The organism is Bacteroides sp. D55t1_190419_B8, from assembly GCF_015558905.1.
In the GTDB taxonomy this organism is placed as follows: domain Bacteria; phylum Bacteroidota; class Bacteroidia; order Bacteroidales; family Bacteroidaceae; genus Bacteroides; species Bacteroides vicugnae.
This window is the reverse complement of the sequence record NZ_JADMOU010000002.1, coordinates 222,586-244,430: the sequence shown is the minus strand read 5'-3', so window position 1 is coordinate 244,430 and position 21,845 is coordinate 222,586. Positions and strand designations below refer to the sequence as shown.

Genomic DNA, 21,845 nt, shown 5'->3' with positions numbered 1-21,845 from the left:
CATACAGCTAATTCTGTTCATGCAGAAAATTATTCGTCTGACAGCTGTTCAACTTTCGTCTAACAACTGTCAGACGAAAAGTATACAGTTGTCAGACGAAAGTTCAACAATTGTCAGACGAATAAAGTTATTCAGTTAGAAAACTAGTCTTATGTATATGGAAGACTAACCATATATATAAAAAGCGATAACATTAGTGTTTATCATTTCACATTCATTACTTCAGCCATTGTATACATATCCGGCAAATCGGCAGAGAAAAGTGAAACCGGACTTTCATACATCTTTATAAAACTCTTTTCAGAGGCATGTCCCTTAAAAACAGAGTAGAAATGCGACTCACTTTCACTGGGATCATACTTGTTTCTCCACATCACAATCATACTGACAAACTGTCCTGTAGCAGGAGTTAAAATTTGTTGTGTCCAGTAGTTTTTTTCAGGAACTCCGTTGCGCTGAATACCCTCTACTCCGGTTTCTGTAACCCCGCACGGTTTTTTTAGTTCTTTCGACAGACGAGACAAAGTATTCATATTGGTAGTCAGCACAACCGGACTCAAACCATGATAAGAATCCATTCCTAAAAAATCTACATAATCATTGCCGGGCCATCTGAATAGGAAGTTCTCACGTCCCTGCACAGAATCTATTTGCGGAGAAATCGCATAGATAAGGTTATGCACATTTTTTGTGTCCCGCAAATAATTGACTGTAAACTTCCAAAAGGAAGTAAATTCATCACTGGTAGTACATGAACTCCCCCACCACGACCATGTTTGGGTATGCTCATGATAAGGGCGAAAAATGACTGGAACCAATTCACCATTCTTACCTTTCAGATTCAGTGCAAAATCCGCCAAACGATCCAACCAAGTTTTAAATTCAAGATGTGTAGGACTGCCCTCTTTAAGAATCTCCTTCACAACCTCATTACTGGAATTGTCCCATGAATCACCTCCGGTCAACGGATTATTCAGATGTGCACATGCAATAAGTACCTCGCCACGCTCATAAGCCTCTAAAGCGACTCTCTTACGAATTTCATTTTCCGGGTTCTGATAACGATCATCCATTATTTCAGCAACATCAAAACTGAAAACCGCCGGATAGTCACCACAAACATCATGAGTGTCGGAACGTCCTTCCTCATTATACCATTTACGACCATACCAAAGATCATCATGATGTCCGAACATGAAACCTTTTGACTGAATAGCCCAAAGATTAGAATACAAAGCTTTGGTCTCGGAAGTCGCGTTTTTATCTACAATGGAGAGTTCCTTCACTTCTTCATATTCCGGATAAAGTGCCGATACCTCTTCCACATCACTACAACTCATAAAGACGGATGCTAATCCGACCAGAAGTATATTGATTTGCTTTTTCATAATTATCTGTCTTTTAATCTATATTCGTTAATAAAATAAAACTTTGAGCCTTGAGGATAGTCTGATAAATTCTATCAACAGTTAATCCTGTCTGAACAGGAACGGGATGTCCTTCATTGTTAGTTTGCCTATTCCCTTCTTCATATACATATAAAGAAACATTCTCGACAACAGCAGGCAAAGAAATATCCAAAGACCGATCCTCATCTCCTATATTAACGGCAGCAAAAACATACTTTCCTTGATATTCTCCAGCAGCCGCATAAACACCTTTCGTGCGATCAAGCGTTGTTTTAAGGATATTAGAACCAGCCGGAAAATAACGGCACATCAATGACCAGGTGTAATACCACGGACGGATTTCTTCCTGCGAAGGATCATTGAAGACTTCTTCTCCTAAAATATTCCACATTCCCCACAGCTTAATATCTTCCGTCTTACCAGAATCACCGCTACTGTGCATTGCATCATCCAACATCCAGGCAGCTATTCCCGAATATCCTCCATTCATTACCTCCATACAAAGCAATGGCATATCAAGACCATAAAAATAGTCGTATACCAACATATTAGAATCTGTACCTTTAGTAAACGGATGACCTTCGACACGCCGGTTATACTCTTTCATTAACAACGAATCTGCTTCACGTCCGTATTTGTAGCCAGCCTCTCCCAACACAATCTTTTTACTAGCAGGAATAAATTCTTTATGACGAGCCAGAATGTCCGCATATTGCCCAGAACGTACTTCATGCTGTCCGGGATAGGCATGAATATCGTAAATACCGATGTGCGAATCCAAATCAGTGGCCGCCTGTTTCACCCATCCTGCCGCGTCAAATGGAGAAGACGGATTCTTGTAATCAACGACTGCATCAGGTCCGGCAAACTTCACTTTACCGTCTAGTCCGGGATATTCTTTCATCTTATCTGCAAAACGGAGTAACATGGATTTCCACAGGTCGTAATCGCCGTCAGTTGAGGCCCAGTTCCCATCAGGTTCATTAAAGATCACAAAATATTTGATACAGGAAAAGCCAAGATCATTGACCAGATAATTCAGGTAACCGACAGACATATCCACCCAACACTGTTTATCCTTCATAGCCCAGGTAGGGGGATTATATTCACCATACATCACCACAATATTATGATCCGTACAATACTGCAACAAGCGGGAAAGTGACTCTATATTACGTGTTTTATCATACTTTCCCGTCTGCGGATCATAATAACGAAAAGGACTGTTAATCATACAACGCACATATCCCATACGCATAAAGTCAAGGCGTTTAAACAGTTTCTGCCAGTCTTCGTCAGAAACGGAGGTTCCCCATGACTCGGCTTCATCGTAAGGGTCCCACTCCACACCATTTCCTATGTAACCGGAAGTAACAACCTCTTGAGATACATTCACTGTCAGCCTGTCAGAGTGCGTACATGAAACAAGCAACATCCCCACCACAAAAGTTCCTATTATTGTTTTTAAATTCATCATTCTGTTTTTAATAATCGTAATTAGTATACACTATCAGTGATTCCGCTGGCATAGTCACTGTCTCTCCTTTCTCAAGATGAAGAATCAAGTTCTCATCATTCGGCAAAAGGAGATGATCTCCTTTCTGCTTCAACGTACCGTCCGAATATATGAACTTTTTACAATCTGACAGAGAAGAAAGAACATTACTTTTTAACTTTACCGTTTTCGGACTATCAGAAACATTCATCAAAGCAATCATATATTTCCCATCTTTTCCTGATACGGCAGCCTTTACGAAAGGCTCTCCGGTGGTGCCTGTTCTATAAACCACAGTTCCGGCAGGCATATACCTGGTCAGTAACGACCAGGCATAATACCACGGACGGACGTTTTCCTCTTCTGCTCCGAAACATTCTTCACCGAATATATTCCAGAATCCCCAAATCTTCAGTTTGTCAGGTGCTTCATTAGAATGCATGGCATCATCCAGCATCCAGGCAATGGAACCTGAAAAACCGGTATTGACCGTCTGAATAAGAGCATCTGCCATATCTGTTCCATACATATAATCATAAACAAACATCTGCGAATCTTCCAACGAGGCGTTAACTTTACTTCTGGCTCTACGAATATTCTCCTTCTGATACAAAGAATCAGCCTTTTCCACGAATTTAAAACCAATTTCTCCCATCACGATTTTCTTTCCTTCAGGAATCTTCTCTTTATAGGCAGTAATAATATCTGTATATTCTCCAGAATTAACGGTGACTTTAGACGGATAAGTATGGATATCGTAAAGTTCTATTTGTTCGTTCAACTGCACTGCACAACTATCTATCCATCCTGTCTCCGCTTTATCCCAGATGGCAATGTCCGGACCAACGATACCAACCTCTCCGGTCAGGTCAAATTCTTTCATATATTGATAAAACTGCCGGACGGATGATGCCCAGAGAGGAAAACTCTTGTTAGTGGCAGCCCAATAGCCATTCGGCTCATTCACCAGATTGTAATAGCGGATACAAGAGTATCCTTTATTATGAATCAGATAATCAACCAAGGCAGCTGCATGACGAAGACTTTGACTGTCAATCTCTGCTTCGCGGGCACGAATGACACTCCATCCCCAATCTCCGAACATGACAGTCACATTACGACTCTGGCAGTAGTCTAACATTTTAGATAATACTTCCATCCCCCGTTCCGGCACCAATCTCCCTTGGTCAACAAACGAAGAAGTATTAATCATGATACGAATAAACTGCGGACGCATAAAATCAAGTCTGTCATACAGTTTCTCCCAATCGGCTTCCGAAATAGTTAGTTTACCTTTGCCATAATCCAGTTGATAAGGATCCCATTGCACCCCATTGCCTATATAGCAATCATTTAGCACCGTTTCCGTATCTATGGTGATTATCACATCGTGTTCTACCGGAGAACAGGATGCAAAAAAGGCAACTAAAAAAATAAAGAAGTATTTCTTCATATTTTATCATCCATTAGTTAATCCTCATTTTTTGTCACGAGTACAAAGAACTTACGTGCCTGTTTAGCAAACACATCATAATCAGTATAAATATAGGTCCACTCATCCACACCATTGATTTGGAAAGAGAAAGCATTATTCGGCAAAGTAACCGTATTGGTATAGCCTCCCCCCTGGAATAATGTATAAGTTCCCGGATTTTCGAGTACGGCAGTCGATTCATTTCCGTCCGAATCAATAAAAGTAATGGTACCTAAACTGTAATTACGAATCCAACGGCTTTCTCCTACTGGGATTTTCCGATAATATTTCTTCAGATCAATATCCGTCTTATCTGCCGGATTAGAAGAACCTTTAAATATAAAATCAGCATATTTCCCGTCAGGCCCGGCAGCATTTATACATTTCCCGGATGTGTTTCCATCATCTGTAATATTCTCCATAATAAAGGTCAGTGTATTGTCACACTCTTTTTCCGGAGAATATTCATCATACCAGCACCATGATTTGTCCATAAACGGATAAACTCTTCCGCCACCCCATTCCGGACCTGTGCCACCGTAAATAATCAGATTATTAATCGACCATGTACCTTCCAGACTTTCACGAAATTCATTCACATAGATCGTATATTCACGTGTTTTTCCTGTTGCGGAAGTTACAGTAAGAACCGATTTCCGCTCCGGATTACTAAAATCCAATGTACTGCCTTTACCTGCAGAAGCTGTGGCTTGATACGACAATTCGATAGATTCTATTTCAACTTTCGACAAATCAGGAATAGCCCCCACATTAAGGGTTACGGCAACTTCTCCGGTTGTATCATCAATGCGTTCAATTTCAGCCTGTCCCACCTGATTCTTGAATTTAAGACTCGTTACAGACCTCTCGTTATTCCATCCTCCATCATTCAAATCATCCTGCATGTCTTTCACACAAGATTGCATTACCCCCATACAAAGGATAAACAGTGTGTATTTTAATAGTTTATTCATAGCTCACGATTTTTTGTTATTCTCTTAAACTTGGATTAAGATTAATCTCGGTTTGCGGCAACGGATAGAAAGAATATTGACTTTCATTTAGTCCGGCATCCTTCACTTCTTTGATTTCTCCAATCCTGCCCCAACGACGAATATCGTACATACGATCTCCTTCAAAAGCCATTTCAAACTTACGTTCTTCATATACTTTCTCCCGGAATTCATCTATCGGCAACCCTGGAGTCAAATCCCCCAATCCTGCCCTATGTCTGATAAAGTTTATCAGTTCATAAGCTTTGGTAGTCGGCCCGGCAGCTTCGGCATACACCATAGCAATGTCAGTAAAACGAATAAGAAAGGGGCGTGTACTAGTCTTATCCCCATCAAATTTGGGATCAATGTATTTCCGGCAGAAAGGGTACTCAAAATCACCGCCATCCGGTTTCCATTCCGCTTTTACCGTTCCATCTTCATTATACACCTTGTCCACAATGAGATCTTTCTTACGCAAATCGCTTCCATCAAACTCATTATAAAAATTCACTTCCGTACGATATTCTCCCCAACCGTCATGAGATTTTATATATTCATTTTTGTCTCCTTGCTTGATCCAGATAGTAGCGCCCTCAATATAAGGAAGGAACATTTTGGATATCTTAGAATATTGTCCTTCTGCCTCTCCCGTTCTATCCATAGACATTAAGAAAATATTTTCTTTACCGGCAAAGTTCTCTACATCATAAATCTTGAGCAAATCACTTTCAAAACCATACGTATTCTGAGGATAATCCGGATCTAATCCTAATACTCTTCCAGCATAAGTCACAGCATCCTGATAGAGAGAATTGACATCTTTCGCCATTTCCTTGTATAAAGGCACATTATTGGCTTTGGCAGAAGCTGCATATAAATAGATTTTAGCTAACAAAGCCTGTGCACCGACCCTATCGATACGTCCCATTATGGGGGCAGAGTATACAGGTAACAATTCTTCCGCCTTTTTACAATCGTCAATCATCAGATCATAAATTTCATCCATATTATTTGCCAAAGGAGTACCCGTTTGCGACAGCATCTCCACTACTCCATAATGCATCGGTACCAAACCGAAGTTACGTGAAAGACAGAAGTAATTGTATGCACGTAAAAAATAAGCTTCACCCAAATACTGGTCCTTTAGCTTGGAATCAATATCCGTACCCGGCATCTTCTTAATTACAGCATTCGCCCGATTAATAGCGATGAAGGAGTATTTAAAGAAATTGACCAAAGTAGCATTGGTATCAAAGTTATCAATTCTCCACAGATTCAAGGCACGATTATCAACGGAAGCATCTCCTTTAGTAGTCATAATTTCAGTAGGCATATCACCAATGAAATAAAGAGCACGTGAATACTCGATGTAGGTAAGAGTAGCATAAGCGTAATGAATAGCTGCCATTGCATCCCCCTCTGTTTTATAGAAGTTGTCTTCGGAATAGAATCCGTAAGGCTCTTCATCAAGACTGCAACCGGAAAAGCCCAGGATACAGCTTATTAAAATGAAAGTGTATATATTCTTTTTCATATCATTTAATTTAGAATGTTATATCAAGACCTACTGTCCATTTTCTCAAGCGGGGATACCCACCGGAATAAATTCCGTTTTGCCCGACTTCCGGATCATATCCGTCGAACTTGGTAAATGTATATAAATTGGAAGCGTTCATATATAGGCGTATCTTCGAGGCAAACACTTTTTGTTTAGGCAAATCAAAGGTATACCCCACTGTCAGATTCTGTATTCTCACAAAAGAGCCGTCTTCTATCCAGTAGTCAGAAAAGCGAGTCTGACGTCCATCACGCAGACTGGGATATTTGTTAGTCGGGTTATCAGGCGTCCAACGGAGTGCGGCATTATGCGGATCACCAAAAGTCTTGGTGTTCAACACATCATTTCCAAACACACCATTCAGGAAAATACTCGCATCCAGTTTCTTCCAACGGAAAGAAAGATTCAGACTTGCCGTAAAATCAGGATTAGGATCACCGATAATACATTTATCGTTTTCATTCACAACGCCTTGTGTTCCGTCTCCATCATACGTATTGACATATTTGAATTCTCCCGGCATAGCATCTTCTCCCGACAAGCCTACGTTAAGTCCTTCCGGTAAAGTCTGAATAATTCCATCACATTTATATCCATAAAAGACATTGATCGGTTGGCCAATAGCAAGTATATTAGTATAAGAGCGATACTGTTCACTCAAGTTACCGACAACTTCATATTCCATTCCCGTACGGGCATCTTTCAATAAACCCGATTCGATGCTACTTCCCAAATCAAGCACCTTGTTACGGTTCATAGAGAATATAAAGGTTCCATTCAAGCTCCAATCTTTTTTATCCACCATTACTCCGTCAATTGTTACTTCAAATCCCCGGTTGCGAATCTTACCATCATTCACCCACATACGGTCATAACCGGAAGAAAGGGGCAGGTTTCTTTCTCTCAACAGGTCGGATGTCTCTTTATTGTAAACATCCAAAGTAACGCGAAGTCTTCTGTTAAAAAAAGCCATATCAATACCAAAGTCCCATTGCGCAGTTGTCTCCCATTTCAAGTCCGGATTAGGAATTCCACTCCAAATTTTCCAGATTCCGTCTTGCCCGGACTGTCCTGACTCATACCCGGGACCGATAGCAGTCAACCATTGTCCCTGATGGTAATATTTAGTTGTTCCGTAACGGCTAAGAGTCTGATAAGGACTGATTCCCTGGTTTCCCGAAATACCGTAACTTAAACGAAACTTCAATTCATCAAATGTGTTTAGTTTCTTTATAAACTTCTCTTCGTGAGCTTTCCAGCTGATAGCTCCGGAAGGGAAATACCCCCACTTGTTATTCTTACCGAATTTAGAAGAACCGTCAGCACGGAAAGTAGCAGTAAGCAGATACTTATTATCATAAGTGTAATTCAGACGGGCCATTCCGGAAACCAATTTACTTTTCGAGAACCCGTTGGAAATAATATTGTTCGCTTTCTCTCCGGCTCCCATATTCTCATTTCCCAATGCTTCATTCACAAAACCATTAGCAGTCAGATACGAATCACGATATTGATACCACTCGTAAGAATGACCTACCATGGCGCCCACTTCATGTTTGCCGAACATTTGAGAGTAATTGGCAAATGTTTCGGAAACGAAATTTTGATTCTCTGTATTACCAATGACTCCCCTACCACGATTCTCCGTACCGACTTGGGTATATTTCTGTGGCAAATACTGGTCGTTGGTAGATTTTCCATATTTATAGTTCAACTGGCTTGTGAAGCGAAGCTGCGGTATCACTTGCCATTCAAAAGCTCCGGATGAGATAACATCCAGCATTTTGGTTTTATCCTTTTTATGCTCGCGAATAGCGATAGGATGATCATAATCTTGAGCAGTAGTCTGATAATAAGTTCCGTCTTCATTATACACAGGATAAATCGGATTTCTCCAATAAGCCATTCCGCCGTTGTTATTACGGTTGCCAAGATATAGAATATTGGATGCACGAATCGTAAAATTCTTATATATCTTATGACTGACATTCAGATTATACCCCCCTTTACTATAATCATCATCAATATACATTCCCTGGTCCGTATAATAATTAGCACTCAAGTTAAAACTCGTCTTCTCGTTAGCACTAGAGACAGAAACTGTTGTATTATTAGACACAGGCGAATCTCTAAACACTAATTCATCCCAACGGGTATTGGTTGTCCAAGTAGTCTGAAGCTCCTCAATAGACGGGTAATAAACACCGGCAGAATTATTTGCACCGATATAGAGCGGCTGTAACCCGCCATTCACACGCCCCTCATTGTTCAGCATTGCCATCATCACCGGATCTCTCCACAAATCCAGTTTGGAAGAAAATTCGGAGAAAGTGAGCTGCTGTTTGACAGATATCGTCGTAGTTCCTTCTTTCGCCCTTCGAGTGGTTACAATTATAACTCCATTAGCACCTCTGGAACCATAAATTGCAGAAGCAGAAGCATCTTTCAATACTTCCATTGAAACAATATCATCGGTATTAATCTGTTTCAAATCACCGGCATCTCCCAACGGAAAACCATCTACCACAATCAAAGGTGAATTGGATCCGCGCAGCGAACTATTACCACGAATACGAACCGTTGATCCGGCTCCCGGATCCTGTGACGAATTGATTACTTGTACTCCAGCCGCACGCCCCTGTAATAATCCTTCAACAGAATTAGCCGGTATATCACTTAATGCCTCCGGCTTTACCGTCGCAACCGATCCCGTCAAATCACTCTTTTTCACTGACCCGTACCCAATAACCACCACCTGGTCAAGTAATTGAGTAGCATCACTAAGTACCGCATTTACCACCTTTTTTCCGGAAACCGATATTTCTATACTATTCATACCTACATAAGAAAACTCTAAAACCCCATTCACCGGCACATTGGCCAAAGAATAATTCCCATCAAAGTCACTGACAGTTCCCACAGCCGAACCTTTAATTTTAATAGTAGCTCCTATCAGAGGCTCACCTTGTACATCTTTAACCACTCCAGTCACAGTAATCTTGGAAGATGTTTGCTCTACCACAGCCCATGCGGTAGAAAATACGGACAAAAAAAGGCATATCAACACTACTTTGCAGAGTGATATGCTACCAAGCCGTTTTTTCTGTTTATTCATCATAATATAAAATTTAAGCGTTGAATTCTTTACTGATAATTTGATAATACAAATATAGATTATAGTCTTTTATTTTCATTCGCACTATTTACTCTATCATTATACTTTTTTGAACAGTCTAATCTATGATTATCTATTTTTCGCATAGCAACCTCCCCAATGTACACACAAACAGTGTATACACATCACATTAAAAGACTAAAAGATAAAGGAGATTCAATTAATCACACCTTGCAGTCGGTCAACAAGTAAGAGAGCAGTTCATTTACAGAGCAGGTAGCCACGCAGACATATTTATCCGCACCACCATAATACACAAAGAGCGTATCATCAACAATCACATTTCCCGTAGGGAATACACAACCGTTATAATACCCGTTTATCTCGAAGTCCTCTTCCGGTTCGAGAATTGATTCATGCGTTTTGGCTAGTATTTTCAGAGGATTATCCAAGTCGAGCAATAAAGCTCCTACCCTATAATATCCTTTTCCGCCATGCTCCACACCATGATAGAGCATCAACCAACCCTTATCCGTTTTCAGGGGAGGAGTACTTCCACCAATCTTTTCTTCCCAAGTATTTTCACGCCCTGTCAGAAGAAGATGGCTTTCCTTCCCCTCCCAATCCAACAAATCCTCCGAAAACTTTATCCAGATAGAAGGGTATTCTACACCAAATCCTTCGCCAATATACTGCTTAGGGCGATGTAACATAACGAATTGTCCGTTTACCTTCTCGGGGAAAAGAATCACGTCGCGATCATCAAGCACTGGCGAAGTCAGACGTCCCAAACGGCGGAAATGACAAAAGTCCGTAGTAACAGCCAGCCCAGTATTACCCAAATTCTTAGCAATAGCTGCAGGAGCATACTTACCACATTCCGGAAGTAAAACTTCATCATGCCCAAACTTCCAATACTGCCCGGGTGGTATCGGCCGATAGGCATAAGTAATATAATACTCACCATCAAACTTCACAATACGAGGATCTTCCACACATCCGGAATCAGGGCCATCGACACTCGGAGAAAAAGCCGGCTGATCCGAGTGTCTTTCAAAATAAAACCCATCCTTGCTCGTAGCCAATCCCAAGCGGATAACATGTTCTTTATCGTTACCTGCAGCACGATATAACATATAAAACATACCGTTATCATGGAACACGCCAGGATTACAAGTCACCAAAGATTCCCAATCATTCCTTTCCGACGGAGAAAGAATCGGGTTTCCTTCAAATTTCTTTAATTTCATATATTCTATTTATTTTATTGGAAAATAATCCAAATCAATGCGCTCAACACAAGTAATACCACTGCCCATACCTGATAGTTCTTATACCAGACTACTGTTTTCAAGGTTACATATTCTTCTTTCAGATCGCTAAGAGAAAAGGTGGTATCAGTAAGTTTATCTTTACCCGGAGCCGCATAAAAAAAACTGCTTACATAAATCACTATCATACTGAATATAAACAAGAAAGGAACCATCAACAAAAAGTGCAAATCACCAAAGACCGTATTTTTAAAGAAAAGTAAAAGAACCGCTACTACCAGACCGAGAATCAACCCTGCAAAAGCTCCGCCACCATTCACTCTCTTATTAAAAATCCCAAGCAGGAAAGCTGCTACGATAGGAGGAGAAATATAAGAAAGCATTTCCTGATAATATTTTAGAAGAGATCCGAATTTACCAATTTGAGGAGCCCATAATGCAGCTAACAGAACAATCACACAAGAAGCAATTTTACCAACCAGCACCAGCTTTTTTGTATCAGCGTGTTTATTAAACTTCGCATAAAAGTCCATCGTAAACAAAGTAGAAGTAGAATTCAAGATAGCACTAATCGTAGAAGTCAATGCAGACAACAAAGCAGCCAGCATAATACCCAGCAAACCCACAGGCATTAATTGCATCACCATATTAGGATATACCATATCGGGTTTATCCAATCCTGGAAATAAATCACGGGCAATCAATCCGGGAATAGCGATAATAAACAATGTGCTCATTGTGAGAAAACCGGTGAATATAACACCCCTCCGACCCTCATCAATAGTTCTGGCACTCAAAACACGTTGTACTAAAGTCTGATTATTAGCCCAGAAGTAAATACCTAATATGGGCATCCCCACGATCAACCCCAACCAAGGAGTGGCATTGTCGGACAACGGACGAATCAGCTTCACCAATATATCATCACTTTCAAACAAATGATAGAAATAACTTCCTCCCTGCTGAAAACAGAAACAGGTAAGCAAGATCGAACCCAAAATCAAAACCACCGCTTGTATCAGTTCCGCGTTAATGGCAGAAGAAAGTCCTCCTGGAATTGTATATGAAGCTGCAATTATAGCAAAGACTATAATAATCACCTGAAGATCAGCTTCAGGCAATACCAGTTTGATAATTAATGCAGCTGCGTAAAGCGCACCGGCAGCATCCAGAAAAATATTTCCGATAATACAAATAGCGGAGAAGTAGTAACGGGAACGTTTATCAAATCTCTTCTCCAGAAACTCCGGAATCGTAAAAACTTTCGACCTTATATATAAAGGTAGAAGAAAAACAGCAAAAAACACCATAACTACAATGCCGGTCAGGTTATAATTGAAAACGGCAAGCCCCGTATCATAAGCATCACCCGATTGCCCGATAAGTGTAGTACTGGATATACTGGCGGCAAACAGAGATAACCCTACAACCCACCATGACATGGAACGTCCGGCAAGAAAATACGATTGGGCATCCGAACTCTTTCCGTTCTTTATGCCCCACCATATAATAAATAGCAGATATACGACTACGATTATAATGTCAATAGTTCCGATAGAAAATGATTCCATAGCATTCAATTAGTTATTAAGTATAATTCACTTTGCAAATGTAAGGCATATAATGATAGTTCTTTGATATTATATTGCTTAATAATTATACTTTTTTGAATAGGTTGTTTTTGTATTATTATTATTCGTACATTTGTATCAAGTTAAATACAGTTCTTATGAAAGACATTCAAAAGGAAATTACCCCCATTTCTTCTGATGATTTATTCATCGTTTTAAATCATCCTAATGCAAAGTTTGATTATCCGGTACACTATCACTCTGACTATGAAATCAATCTTGTGATGAATACGTACGGAGAAAGGATTGTAGGCGACTCTGTCGAAAATTTTGACAATCTGGATTTAGTAATGACCGGACCCAATCTTCCTCATGCCTGGAAAGGAGAGATTGTGGAAGGCAATCATGTGGTAACAATTCAGTTCTCGGACAAATTGCTCAATTTTCCAATATTGGAGAAACGACTATTCAGCCCAATTAAACAACTGTTACTTGACTCACAGAAAGGAATTAGCTTTTCTGAAAACACCATGCTGGCAATGAAAGAGAAGATTCTCCAGCTTACCCGAATGCAGGGCTTCCACACCGTTTTAGAATTTCTTTCTATCTTATATGATCTCTCCACTGCCGACAGACATATTTTAGTCAGCAATCTCTATGACACAAAAGACACGATACGTACCTCAAAAAGTAGACGCATTGCAAAAGTCTGCGACTATATAGAGAAGAATTTTGAAGAACCTATCAAACTGGGAGACGTAGCTGCTTTGGTAAATATGTCGGAATCTGCTTTCAGTCATTTTTTCAGAAAGAAAACAAACTGCACCTTTATTGATTATATCAACAACCTCCGTGTAGCCCGTGCCTGTCAGATGCTGACTGAAACATCACACACGGTAGCAGAAATCTGCTACTCGTGCGGATTCAATAATTTATCAAACTTTATCCGGATATTCAAAAAGAAGAAAGGAAACACACCTAGTGAATACCGTACGATTCTGCAACAGATGTTGATTAAGTATTAAGCGCCTTTAATACCCATCGACCAACGATTTGATTTTCAGCTGTCGGGAGAAGTCAGTATGTGAGACTCTGGTACGTACTTTCACTATTTTATCTTTTCCCGGCATCATATCAAAATAATTATCTTCAAAGAAATTATCAATTCCATCAAGAGACAAGTATACAGCTCTTGCAAAACGGTCTGCTTTTAAAGTCAATTCATATCCGTCAGGCAGTGACTTTAACTGATACGATATATTCACTTTCGGATATAACATCTCTTTTTGCTTTACCAAGAAGTAATTATTCGTATAAACCTCTCCTTTGAAATCGGTAAGGGTCGCAGAAATCACTATCTGATTTTCCGGCTGTGATTTTATGAATGAATCCAACTTATAAGACACAACAACCTTACTTTCATTGGCAGGAATAGTCACTGATTTTCTGGTCGAATTAACAAGAGTTCCTCCCATGTCACAGACTTCCAGTTCAAGTGTAGCCGCAGTTTTCCCTAATCTATCAGATACTATATATACATCAAGCCTGCCATTATTGACTATGAGAGATACAAGCACGTCCCGAAAAGCTGTTCTGGCAAAATAATGCTGTGCTTTCCAACGTCCATAGTAATCACGGCTCGACCACGAAGCAACCGGCCAACAATCGTTATGTTGCCAGAACAATGTTCCCATACAGTAAGGCATATCCCTGCGATGTGCTTCAATAGCTGTTTTAATAGCATCCCCCTGCAATACAAGGTTCATATACAGAAATGATTCGAAATCTTTAGGTTTACGATATTCATTCAGCAAATAGTCTTCAATCAGTTTATTCGCGAACTCACCTCCTCGTTGATGAGACATCATTACCTCGGAAGTTATTTCCCAGTCTTCAGGGTGTGGAGCGTACATTTTGACTGACTCAAATTCGGGAAAAGATTGAAAACCATATTCACTGAAGAAACGACTACGCACCTTATTATATTCGGAGATCGGCTTTTTTGCATGCCATACAGCCCAATAATGTGTATCTCCTTTATTATTCTCGGAAACTCCATCATAACGGCTGAAGGGCGATGAAGGCCAATAAAATGTTTCAGGGCTGTTTTCAGTCACCACATTCGGTAGCATTTTATGAAACAGGTCTTCGTACTGCTTCCAGATAATTCGGGCATACTCCGGATCCTGCTTCGCATAGTTTTCTTTCCAATTCCAACCAAACCAAGCTTCCAGACATTCATTATTTCCACACCATAAAGCAAGAGAAGGATGATTGCGCAAACGACGGACATTATCAATTGCTTCCTGACGAATATTTTCCAACAATTCACCTTCGGAGGGATATACGCTGCAAGCAAACATAAAATCCTGCCACACAAGAATACCATATTTATCACATAATTCGTAGAAATAATCATCTTCATAAGTCCCTCCACCCCACACACGCAAAGTGTTCATATTAGCATTGACAGCATCCAAGATCGTTTTCTCATACAGTTCCTTCGTCACACGAGGCAGAAAATTATCACAAGGGATATAATTAGCCCCTTTGGAGAATACAGGTATTCCATTAAGCTGAAAATAGAATGATCTTCCCTCTTTATCCTCCTTACGTATAACTTTTAATGAACGTATCCCCGTAGAAGTTATAAGACAGTCCGAATCCTGTCCGTTTGCTTTTACTTCAGTCCTGAATTCATATAGATTGGCTTTTCCAAGTCCATTGCTCCACCACAAATTCGGATTCTTTATAAAGAAGTTTACAGCAATCTTATTCAATCCTTTTGTCAGGCAAGTAGTAGTAGCACCATAAATCTTTCCAGTTTCATTATCCCTGACTGTAACTTCAGCCTTCTCAATATCTTTATCGGCTAGTATTTCTACAATATTACTAATGTCGGCTTGTTTATAAGAAACCTCTTTTTGCCGGATAAACACATTTTCTATCCGAAAATCATCCCATGCTTCTAATAAAACAGGCCTCCAGATGCCAGAAGTTACCAAGCGAGGTCCCCAGTCCCAACCATAATGATAACCTGCCTTACGGGCAAAAACACTAACCTTTTTATTAAATATTCCTCCATTCTCCGACTGGTCGTTGATTGCCTCATAGTGAAAAGGCAGTGCATCCCATTTAGGCATATCCCGTTTAATAGGAGAATGGAAGTATATCCTCAATTTATTATCCTTTGCTTTCAGTTTATCTTTTACAGGAAGTTTCCATTCACGAAACATATTGTCTGCTTCCAATATCTTTTCTCCATTCAAATAGACGTCCGCATAAGTATCAAGTCCCTTCAAATAAAGCCGTATATTGTTTTTATTCATCAATTCGGATTCTACATCGAAGGTTGTTTCATAAATCCAATCCTCCTTATCAACCCACTGTACACCTCTTTCATTTAAGCGATAAAAAGGATCTTCAATGATTTTATTATCAATCAAGTCAGTGTGTACTACCCCCGGAACTGTAGCAGGATACCAGTTTGAAAGACGAGCTTGTTTAAACCTCCATCCCGAATGGAGTTCTTTCTGAAGTGTATTGGCGGATATATTACCATTCAGAGTGGAAAATGTAGTGACTATAGCTAGTGCAACCATCTTTAAATAAATTATTCTTGTTGATTTTCTCATAACAACTTTATTGTGTATTAGATTTCCATTTAAAATAACGTTGCAAACATAGGCAATTGCCAATCAATATTTTAATACTATATTACTTAATCATTGTACTTTCTTGAAAAGGTTAATATGAATTTATTTGATTTAAATAGACAACTGCTTATCGACTTGATAATATATACCTTTCAATGTTCTATTTTTAATATTCTACAAGGAAATAGCTAATTAGAAAATAATGAACCAGAAAATAAACTGCATAAATAAATGCATGAGCATACAGAAAGATGCCTAATATTGCATAAAAGCAAACAGAATATGCATCTTTCTCTATTCAGAAACCGTTCATTGCTTTAAAACCAATGAAGTGTTCCTCGGTGTGCATCGACTTGTTCTTCACCGAGGAAGCTATCGCTCCTCGGTGAAGAAGATAAAAATGGACTATTAAGAAGCATTTTTTCTCTAGTTTACCATAATATATCGGAAAGGAAAAAACAATAAAATGATTAGTTATTCGGGCATCTACTCGCCAAATAACAAAAATAATCAAAAATCTACCGCAGCTCGATTGGTATATTTTCGAAACAGCAGAAATAAAAAATCGTGTAATTACAAATGCTGGACATTTTCCGGCTTTTCTTTACCAAACTGCAATTCACGTACTTCTCCAATGATTAAATATTCCTTTTTTAAGAATCATCATTTTTTAAGAAGGCTACTGATTTCTTCAGAAGGCTCCTTCAACTTTTATCCTTCAATAGTTCTTTTGTCTTATCCGCCAGTGCGAATCAACACATTACCCATATAAAACGAAAGAAAAACGCTGGATATTAGCTTGCCAACAGCTCCCTGTTTATTTAAAAGTAATCATCAACTGTTCATCACCCCCCTTATCAGGTATTCGCACACTACATACACCGGTTTCTTTATCCCAACTCCATAATATAGATTCCGTATCATTCTCTAAATTTTCTTCCAAGCGTTCCGGTTTTACCTTTTTTATCTTCTTTCCTTTAACAGTTACCTCTTTCGGAGCTTTCGCAGAATAAATACGGAATAATAGATTTCTCGGACCAGGGACAGTGTAACCTTTTCCTTCACGGGCAGAGACAGTCAATTCATATCCATTCGCCAAAGTATTACAAACAATCGGCGTTTTGACAAATTCATCACGCTGATATCCTAAGTCTTCCCCTTCATCCTCGTAGAGAGTAAAAATAGCCTGTGCACCTTCCTGTGCAGGAAAGACTTCAAAAGTAAGTGGATATACCGGTTTCTCATAAGTGTAGTTCATCACCGGCATGGTGGGGATGATAGAACCTTGCTTCACAAACATAGGAACAGAAGACAAGGGAGCATCAACCGTAGTCCACTGCTCTCCGGTGTAGACTGTCTGCTTGTTGTTGTAGTCTATCCATGTACCTTCGGGAAGATACACGTTCTTTGTGCGGGCACCTTTCTTCACCACAGGGGCTACCAGTAATTCACGACCGAACATAAATTGAGCATCCGTAGAAAAAGTTTCCATATCCATTGGATATTCGAGAAACAGAGGGCGCATGATAGGCAATCCTGCATCATAAGCTTCACGGGCATAAGTATAGATATAGGGTAATAAACGATATTTCAACTCGATAGCCGCCTTTGCGTTCTTTTCTGCTTCGGGACCGAAAAGCCACGGTTCCACCGGATTATCTCCCTCATGGTGAATACGGCTCAAAGGATTGAATGCCCCGAACTGTATCCAACGGGTATAGAGTTCCGCCATAGCCGGATAATCCTCAATATCTCCACAGTAACCGGTAATATCACAGGAAGAAAACGGTATCAATCCTAATCCGGCGGAAAGCATTACAGGAATCTGATTGGCTAACTGTCCCCAACCTTGCAGTACATCGTCTCCGTTTCCGCTATCACCCGTCCAGCCGAACGTATAACGTTGCAGCCCTGCATAAGCAGCACGAGTCATTTGGAACACACGACGGTCCGGATTCCTCTTTTCAAATTGTTCTTTCACCACTTTATCCCAAGTCAATCCATAGACATTATGGATTTCATCGTGCATACCCAGATGGTGTTTCATGACGAGACGTTCCGTCTGCTCTTCGTTACTCCAGGCAGGTTCGCCCATGTCCGTCCAGAAGCCGGAGATACCATCGTCAATCGGTTTCTGCTGATAGGTTCCCCACCAGTCGGCTACGGCAGGCAGGGTGAAATCCACTACTCCACAGTTACCACCCCAAGGCCAGGGCATATCGTAGCTTTTACCGTTCGTACTGTCCTTTACAAAATATCCCAAACGATCTGCTTCTTCCCATTGCTTTTTGTTGGCTTGTGCAATTACCGGATCTTGAGATACAACTACCTTAAAACCCATCCCTTTCAAATCCGAAAGCATCTTCTTCGGGTTCTCATAGTTTCCCTTGCGCCACTCGAAATCCTGCAAGTATTCCGTCCAGCCGATGTCCTGATAGATAATATCACAGGGGATTCCACGTTTCCGGTAACCCTCGGCTATTTCGCGGCTTAGTTTTTCGCTTGTCAGCAGACCACGGCATTGAGCAAAACCCAGCGCCCATTTCGGCGGCATGATAGGTTTGCCCGTCAGCCCGACGTATTGGCTGATAATCTCCTTATAGTCCTTGCCGAAGATAAAATAGTAGATCATTTCACCGTTCGGAGCTTCAAAGCTGTAATAGTCACGACTTTCCGTACCGAACTTAAATTCCGTTTTGTACGTATTATCAAGAAAAATACCATACCGATAGCTGCTCATAAAGAAAGGAATACTCTTGTAGAGCGGATCTTCCACTATACTGTAACAGGGCTTGTCACTATTCCACATCTTATAAGATTCGCCACGACGGTCCATTTTTCCTGTCTTTTCTCCCAGTCCGAAGAAATGCTCGTCACGACGGAGCACTTTATATTCCGTCTTCTTTGTTCCTTCACTCACATGCCCCTTGTCGGCATAATCACTAAACAGGAGTTTCTGATACTTATCAAATATCTGAAGACTCAACGGAGATTTATTTACCCGAATACGCAATTTCGGAGTAAAGATCTCATAACAGGCTGCCTGTTCGTCTACATGGACGGTTCCTACATCTTCCAACTCTTCATTAATCACTGCGAAAGAAGCATTCTTTCGTTGCAGTTGTCCATCGGGCGAAAACCAAACTTTGACTACCGAAGGACTACAAAGCTGTAACTGCAACGCAGCACTGTCCGTCAGGTGAAAAGTCACCTGACGGCCTTGTTGTGTAAAAGAAGTGCATGTGCGCGCTGCACTTTCCGCCCACACCAATGTCGGGAATACCAAACACAACGCCCATACCCAGAATTTATATCTCATCTTCATACTTATCATTTTAGTTATTCTATCTACAGCCGCTTCATGCATTATTGCTCATATAGTAAATTAAGGCACGGATTACACGGATTAACGCTGTTGTTTTACATACTCCATCATTCTAAAAACCGTGAAATCCGTGTAATCCGTGCCTAATAATATAAGATTAGTTTGCTAGAAGACTTACAATCATTTTTATTCAGCCACAACCATTGTCCAGTATTTCAGAGACGGCAATGTGAAAGAAACAACTCCGTTCTCCTGCGTAAAAGCCAGTTCCTGCAAAGCGCCTCCATGTATATCCGGAGAGGCTACCCATAACTTATTCACTTTGGCCGGCAGATTCATTTGTAAAGCAGCTTTCGTAATCAAGGTCGGTTCCGGCATCGTGCCGTCCACATCTCTCCAGCTAAGGCTGTTTGCCTGCGAGAAGTTAAGAAGATGTATCACCTGCTTGTTGCCTACCTGCTTGGTATAAGTAGTGACCGAACCTTGTTGGGGAGGCCATACATTCAGACTCATTTCCCCGTTGATACAATTCATGGTGATACTATTCTCCGTACCTCCGTCACGAAGCAGATTCTGATAAGAAGTCAGGAAGTCATAATAATGAACCATCGCTGTTTTCAGCTCTTCGCTCATTGTCAGATTCTCATTCGGGAAGTACTCTTTGCACAACATGTGATCGCCTCCCAATTCCAGATGCGAACCGCCCAAAGCAAACATAACAGCATCCGTCAGCAGAATACCCGGCGTATTAAATTCCCCCCGGTTATCCGCCTTGTTATAATTCATATAAGCTGCAAAAACCGTATTCAACTGATAATCGCCATATACTCCATTTTCATAAAGAATAGCTTTCAGATCGGTAAAATCAGCCTCATCCGCCCATACTTCATTATAGAAGAAATCCACTTTATCCGTCTCCCCTATCTGACGGGCACCGTAACGGCTCACCGCATTCATCACCAAACTCTTGTCCGGATGCACCTGCTTCATTACATCTATAAAAGAGGCATATCCCTCACGCAAGTTAACAGGAATACCACTATAATTATAAAGCGTGCTACGTCGTCCCAACTGGTCTATCTGATAACCGTCGAAAGCAAAGTTTGCATATACATCGTCATTCCTTTCGCCCAGATATTTCTGCCATTCCTTGTTAGAAGGGTCTACCAGATAGATATTACTTTTCCATCCGCCCGGCAAGTCATGGCTATCCTTAGTAGTGTGAGAAGCATCCTTAAACAGATACCATTCCTCCTTCACTCCATCCGCAGCAGCATCCTTCAACGCTCCGAAACAAAGATTATAAAACATAGACTTCATACCGAAACGATGCTGCGCTTCAATGTAATTCTTCACCGAACTTGTATAAACCTCCCGGTTAGCGATATCCATATATACCTCATCCAACTGTGCACGTGTACCGCCCAACGGCCAGTGATGTTTATTATGCCAATCCTGAAACTGCACCCAGTTGATATGATGACGGTTCAGATACTCCATCTCTTCCTGTGTCTTTTCGGCTGTCTTCTCCTGACTGAAATCAGCGACAAAACCATAACGCGGGAAACGTGCCGGATCACTGGATACATCTACCGCAATCGTACCGACTATTACATCCGTTCCGTTCTCCTGACGATAAAGCTCTGCCATGTACCCTTTAAAATCAGTGGTAGGCGGTTGCCATGTCCAGCTCGTACCATTTACCGATTCTTCTCCCACCGTTTCACCCGAAAGGCGATAACGTACTTTAGTTCCGGCAGGCAGAGCGTCATCCACTGTAAACACCACTTTCTCTCCCGGTTTGTAGAAAGCCTTGTCTGTCGACAGGTCTACACTCAAATCCGATGTTACCGGAGTCACTTCGGTGACACCGCCCGAAGCTCCTCCATTCTGTTGGTTCGACTCATTATCATCACTGCAAGCCATACACAGGAAAGCAGCTACCAGATATATTATTTTTTTCATCTTGAATTCTT

12 protein-coding genes are annotated in these 21,845 nt (G+C 40.7%); 1 reads left to right on the top strand and 11 read right to left on the bottom strand.

Annotated elements, in window-relative coordinates; genetic code table 11:
* Positions 1 to 203 precede the first annotated feature (203 nt).
* The 8 genes from I2I13_RS03195 to I2I13_RS03160 form a co-directional block, all read right to left on the bottom strand.
* Entirely contained in the window at positions 204 to 1,388 is a 1,185-nt protein-coding gene (locus tag I2I13_RS03195; RefSeq protein WP_195648747.1) for a glycoside hydrolase family 26 protein, read from the bottom strand.
* Between the two features lie 13 nt (positions 1,389 to 1,401).
* Entirely contained in the window at positions 1,402 to 2,883 is a 1,482-nt protein-coding gene (locus I2I13_RS03190; protein ID WP_195648812.1) for a hypothetical protein, read from the bottom strand.
* Between the two features lie 10 nt (positions 2,884 to 2,893).
* Positions 2,894 to 4,357: a hypothetical protein gene (locus I2I13_RS03185; protein ID WP_195648746.1), complete on the bottom strand. Its 1,464-nt coding sequence runs from the start codon at positions 4,355 to 4,357 to the stop codon at positions 2,894 to 2,896.
* A 17-nt stretch (positions 4,358 to 4,374) separates the two neighbouring features.
* Positions 4,375 to 5,352, bottom strand: coding sequence for a hypothetical protein (locus I2I13_RS03180; protein ID WP_195648745.1), 978 nt, complete (start codon positions 5,350 to 5,352; stop codon positions 4,375 to 4,377).
* A gap of 16 nt (positions 5,353 to 5,368) precedes the next feature.
* A complete protein-coding gene (locus tag I2I13_RS03175; RefSeq protein ID WP_195648744.1) occupies positions 5,369 to 6,907 on the bottom strand; it encodes a RagB/SusD family nutrient uptake outer membrane protein in 1,539 nt (512 codons plus the stop codon).
* 10 nt (positions 6,908 to 6,917) lie between these two features.
* Positions 6,918 to 10,046, bottom strand: coding sequence for a TonB-dependent receptor (locus I2I13_RS03170; RefSeq protein WP_195648811.1), 3,129 nt, complete (start codon positions 10,044 to 10,046; stop codon positions 6,918 to 6,920).
* Between the two features lie 224 nt (positions 10,047 to 10,270).
* A complete protein-coding gene (locus tag I2I13_RS03165) occupies positions 10,271 to 11,296 on the bottom strand; it encodes a glycosidase (protein ID WP_195648743.1) in 1,026 nt (341 codons plus the stop codon).
* A gap of 14 nt (positions 11,297 to 11,310) precedes the next feature.
* A complete protein-coding gene (locus I2I13_RS03160; RefSeq protein ID WP_195648742.1) occupies positions 11,311 to 12,888 on the bottom strand; it encodes a sodium:solute symporter in 1,578 nt (525 codons plus the stop codon).
* 158 nt (positions 12,889 to 13,046) lie between these two features.
* Here I2I13_RS03160 and I2I13_RS03155 point away from each other — a divergent pair, with 158 nt between their 5' ends.
* Positions 13,047 to 13,913, top strand: a complete 867-nt coding sequence (locus I2I13_RS03155) for an AraC family transcriptional regulator (RefSeq protein ID WP_195648741.1) — start codon at positions 13,047 to 13,049, stop codon at positions 13,911 to 13,913.
* Positions 13,914 to 13,919: 6 nt separating this feature from the next.
* On the opposite strand, the gene I2I13_RS03150 is transcribed toward I2I13_RS03155, so the two are convergent.
* The 3 genes from I2I13_RS03150 to I2I13_RS03140 all read right to left on the bottom strand — a co-directional run bounded on the left by I2I13_RS03150 (position 13,920) and on the right by I2I13_RS03140 (position 21,834).
* Positions 13,920 to 16,490, bottom strand: a complete 2,571-nt coding sequence (locus I2I13_RS03150) for a glycoside hydrolase family 2 protein (protein WP_195648740.1) — start codon at positions 16,488 to 16,490, stop codon at positions 13,920 to 13,922.
* Positions 16,491 to 17,361: 871 nt separating this feature from the next.
* Entirely contained in the window at positions 17,362 to 19,878 is a 2,517-nt protein-coding gene (locus tag I2I13_RS03145; RefSeq protein ID WP_195648739.1) for a glycoside hydrolase family 31 protein, read from the bottom strand.
* Between the two features lie 177 nt (positions 19,879 to 20,055).
* Complete coding sequence (locus tag I2I13_RS03140; protein WP_195648738.1) at positions 20,056 to 21,834, bottom strand: glycoside hydrolase family 66 protein; 1,779 nt, start codon at positions 21,832 to 21,834, stop codon at positions 20,056 to 20,058.
* Positions 21,835 to 21,845: the final 11 nt, after the last annotated feature.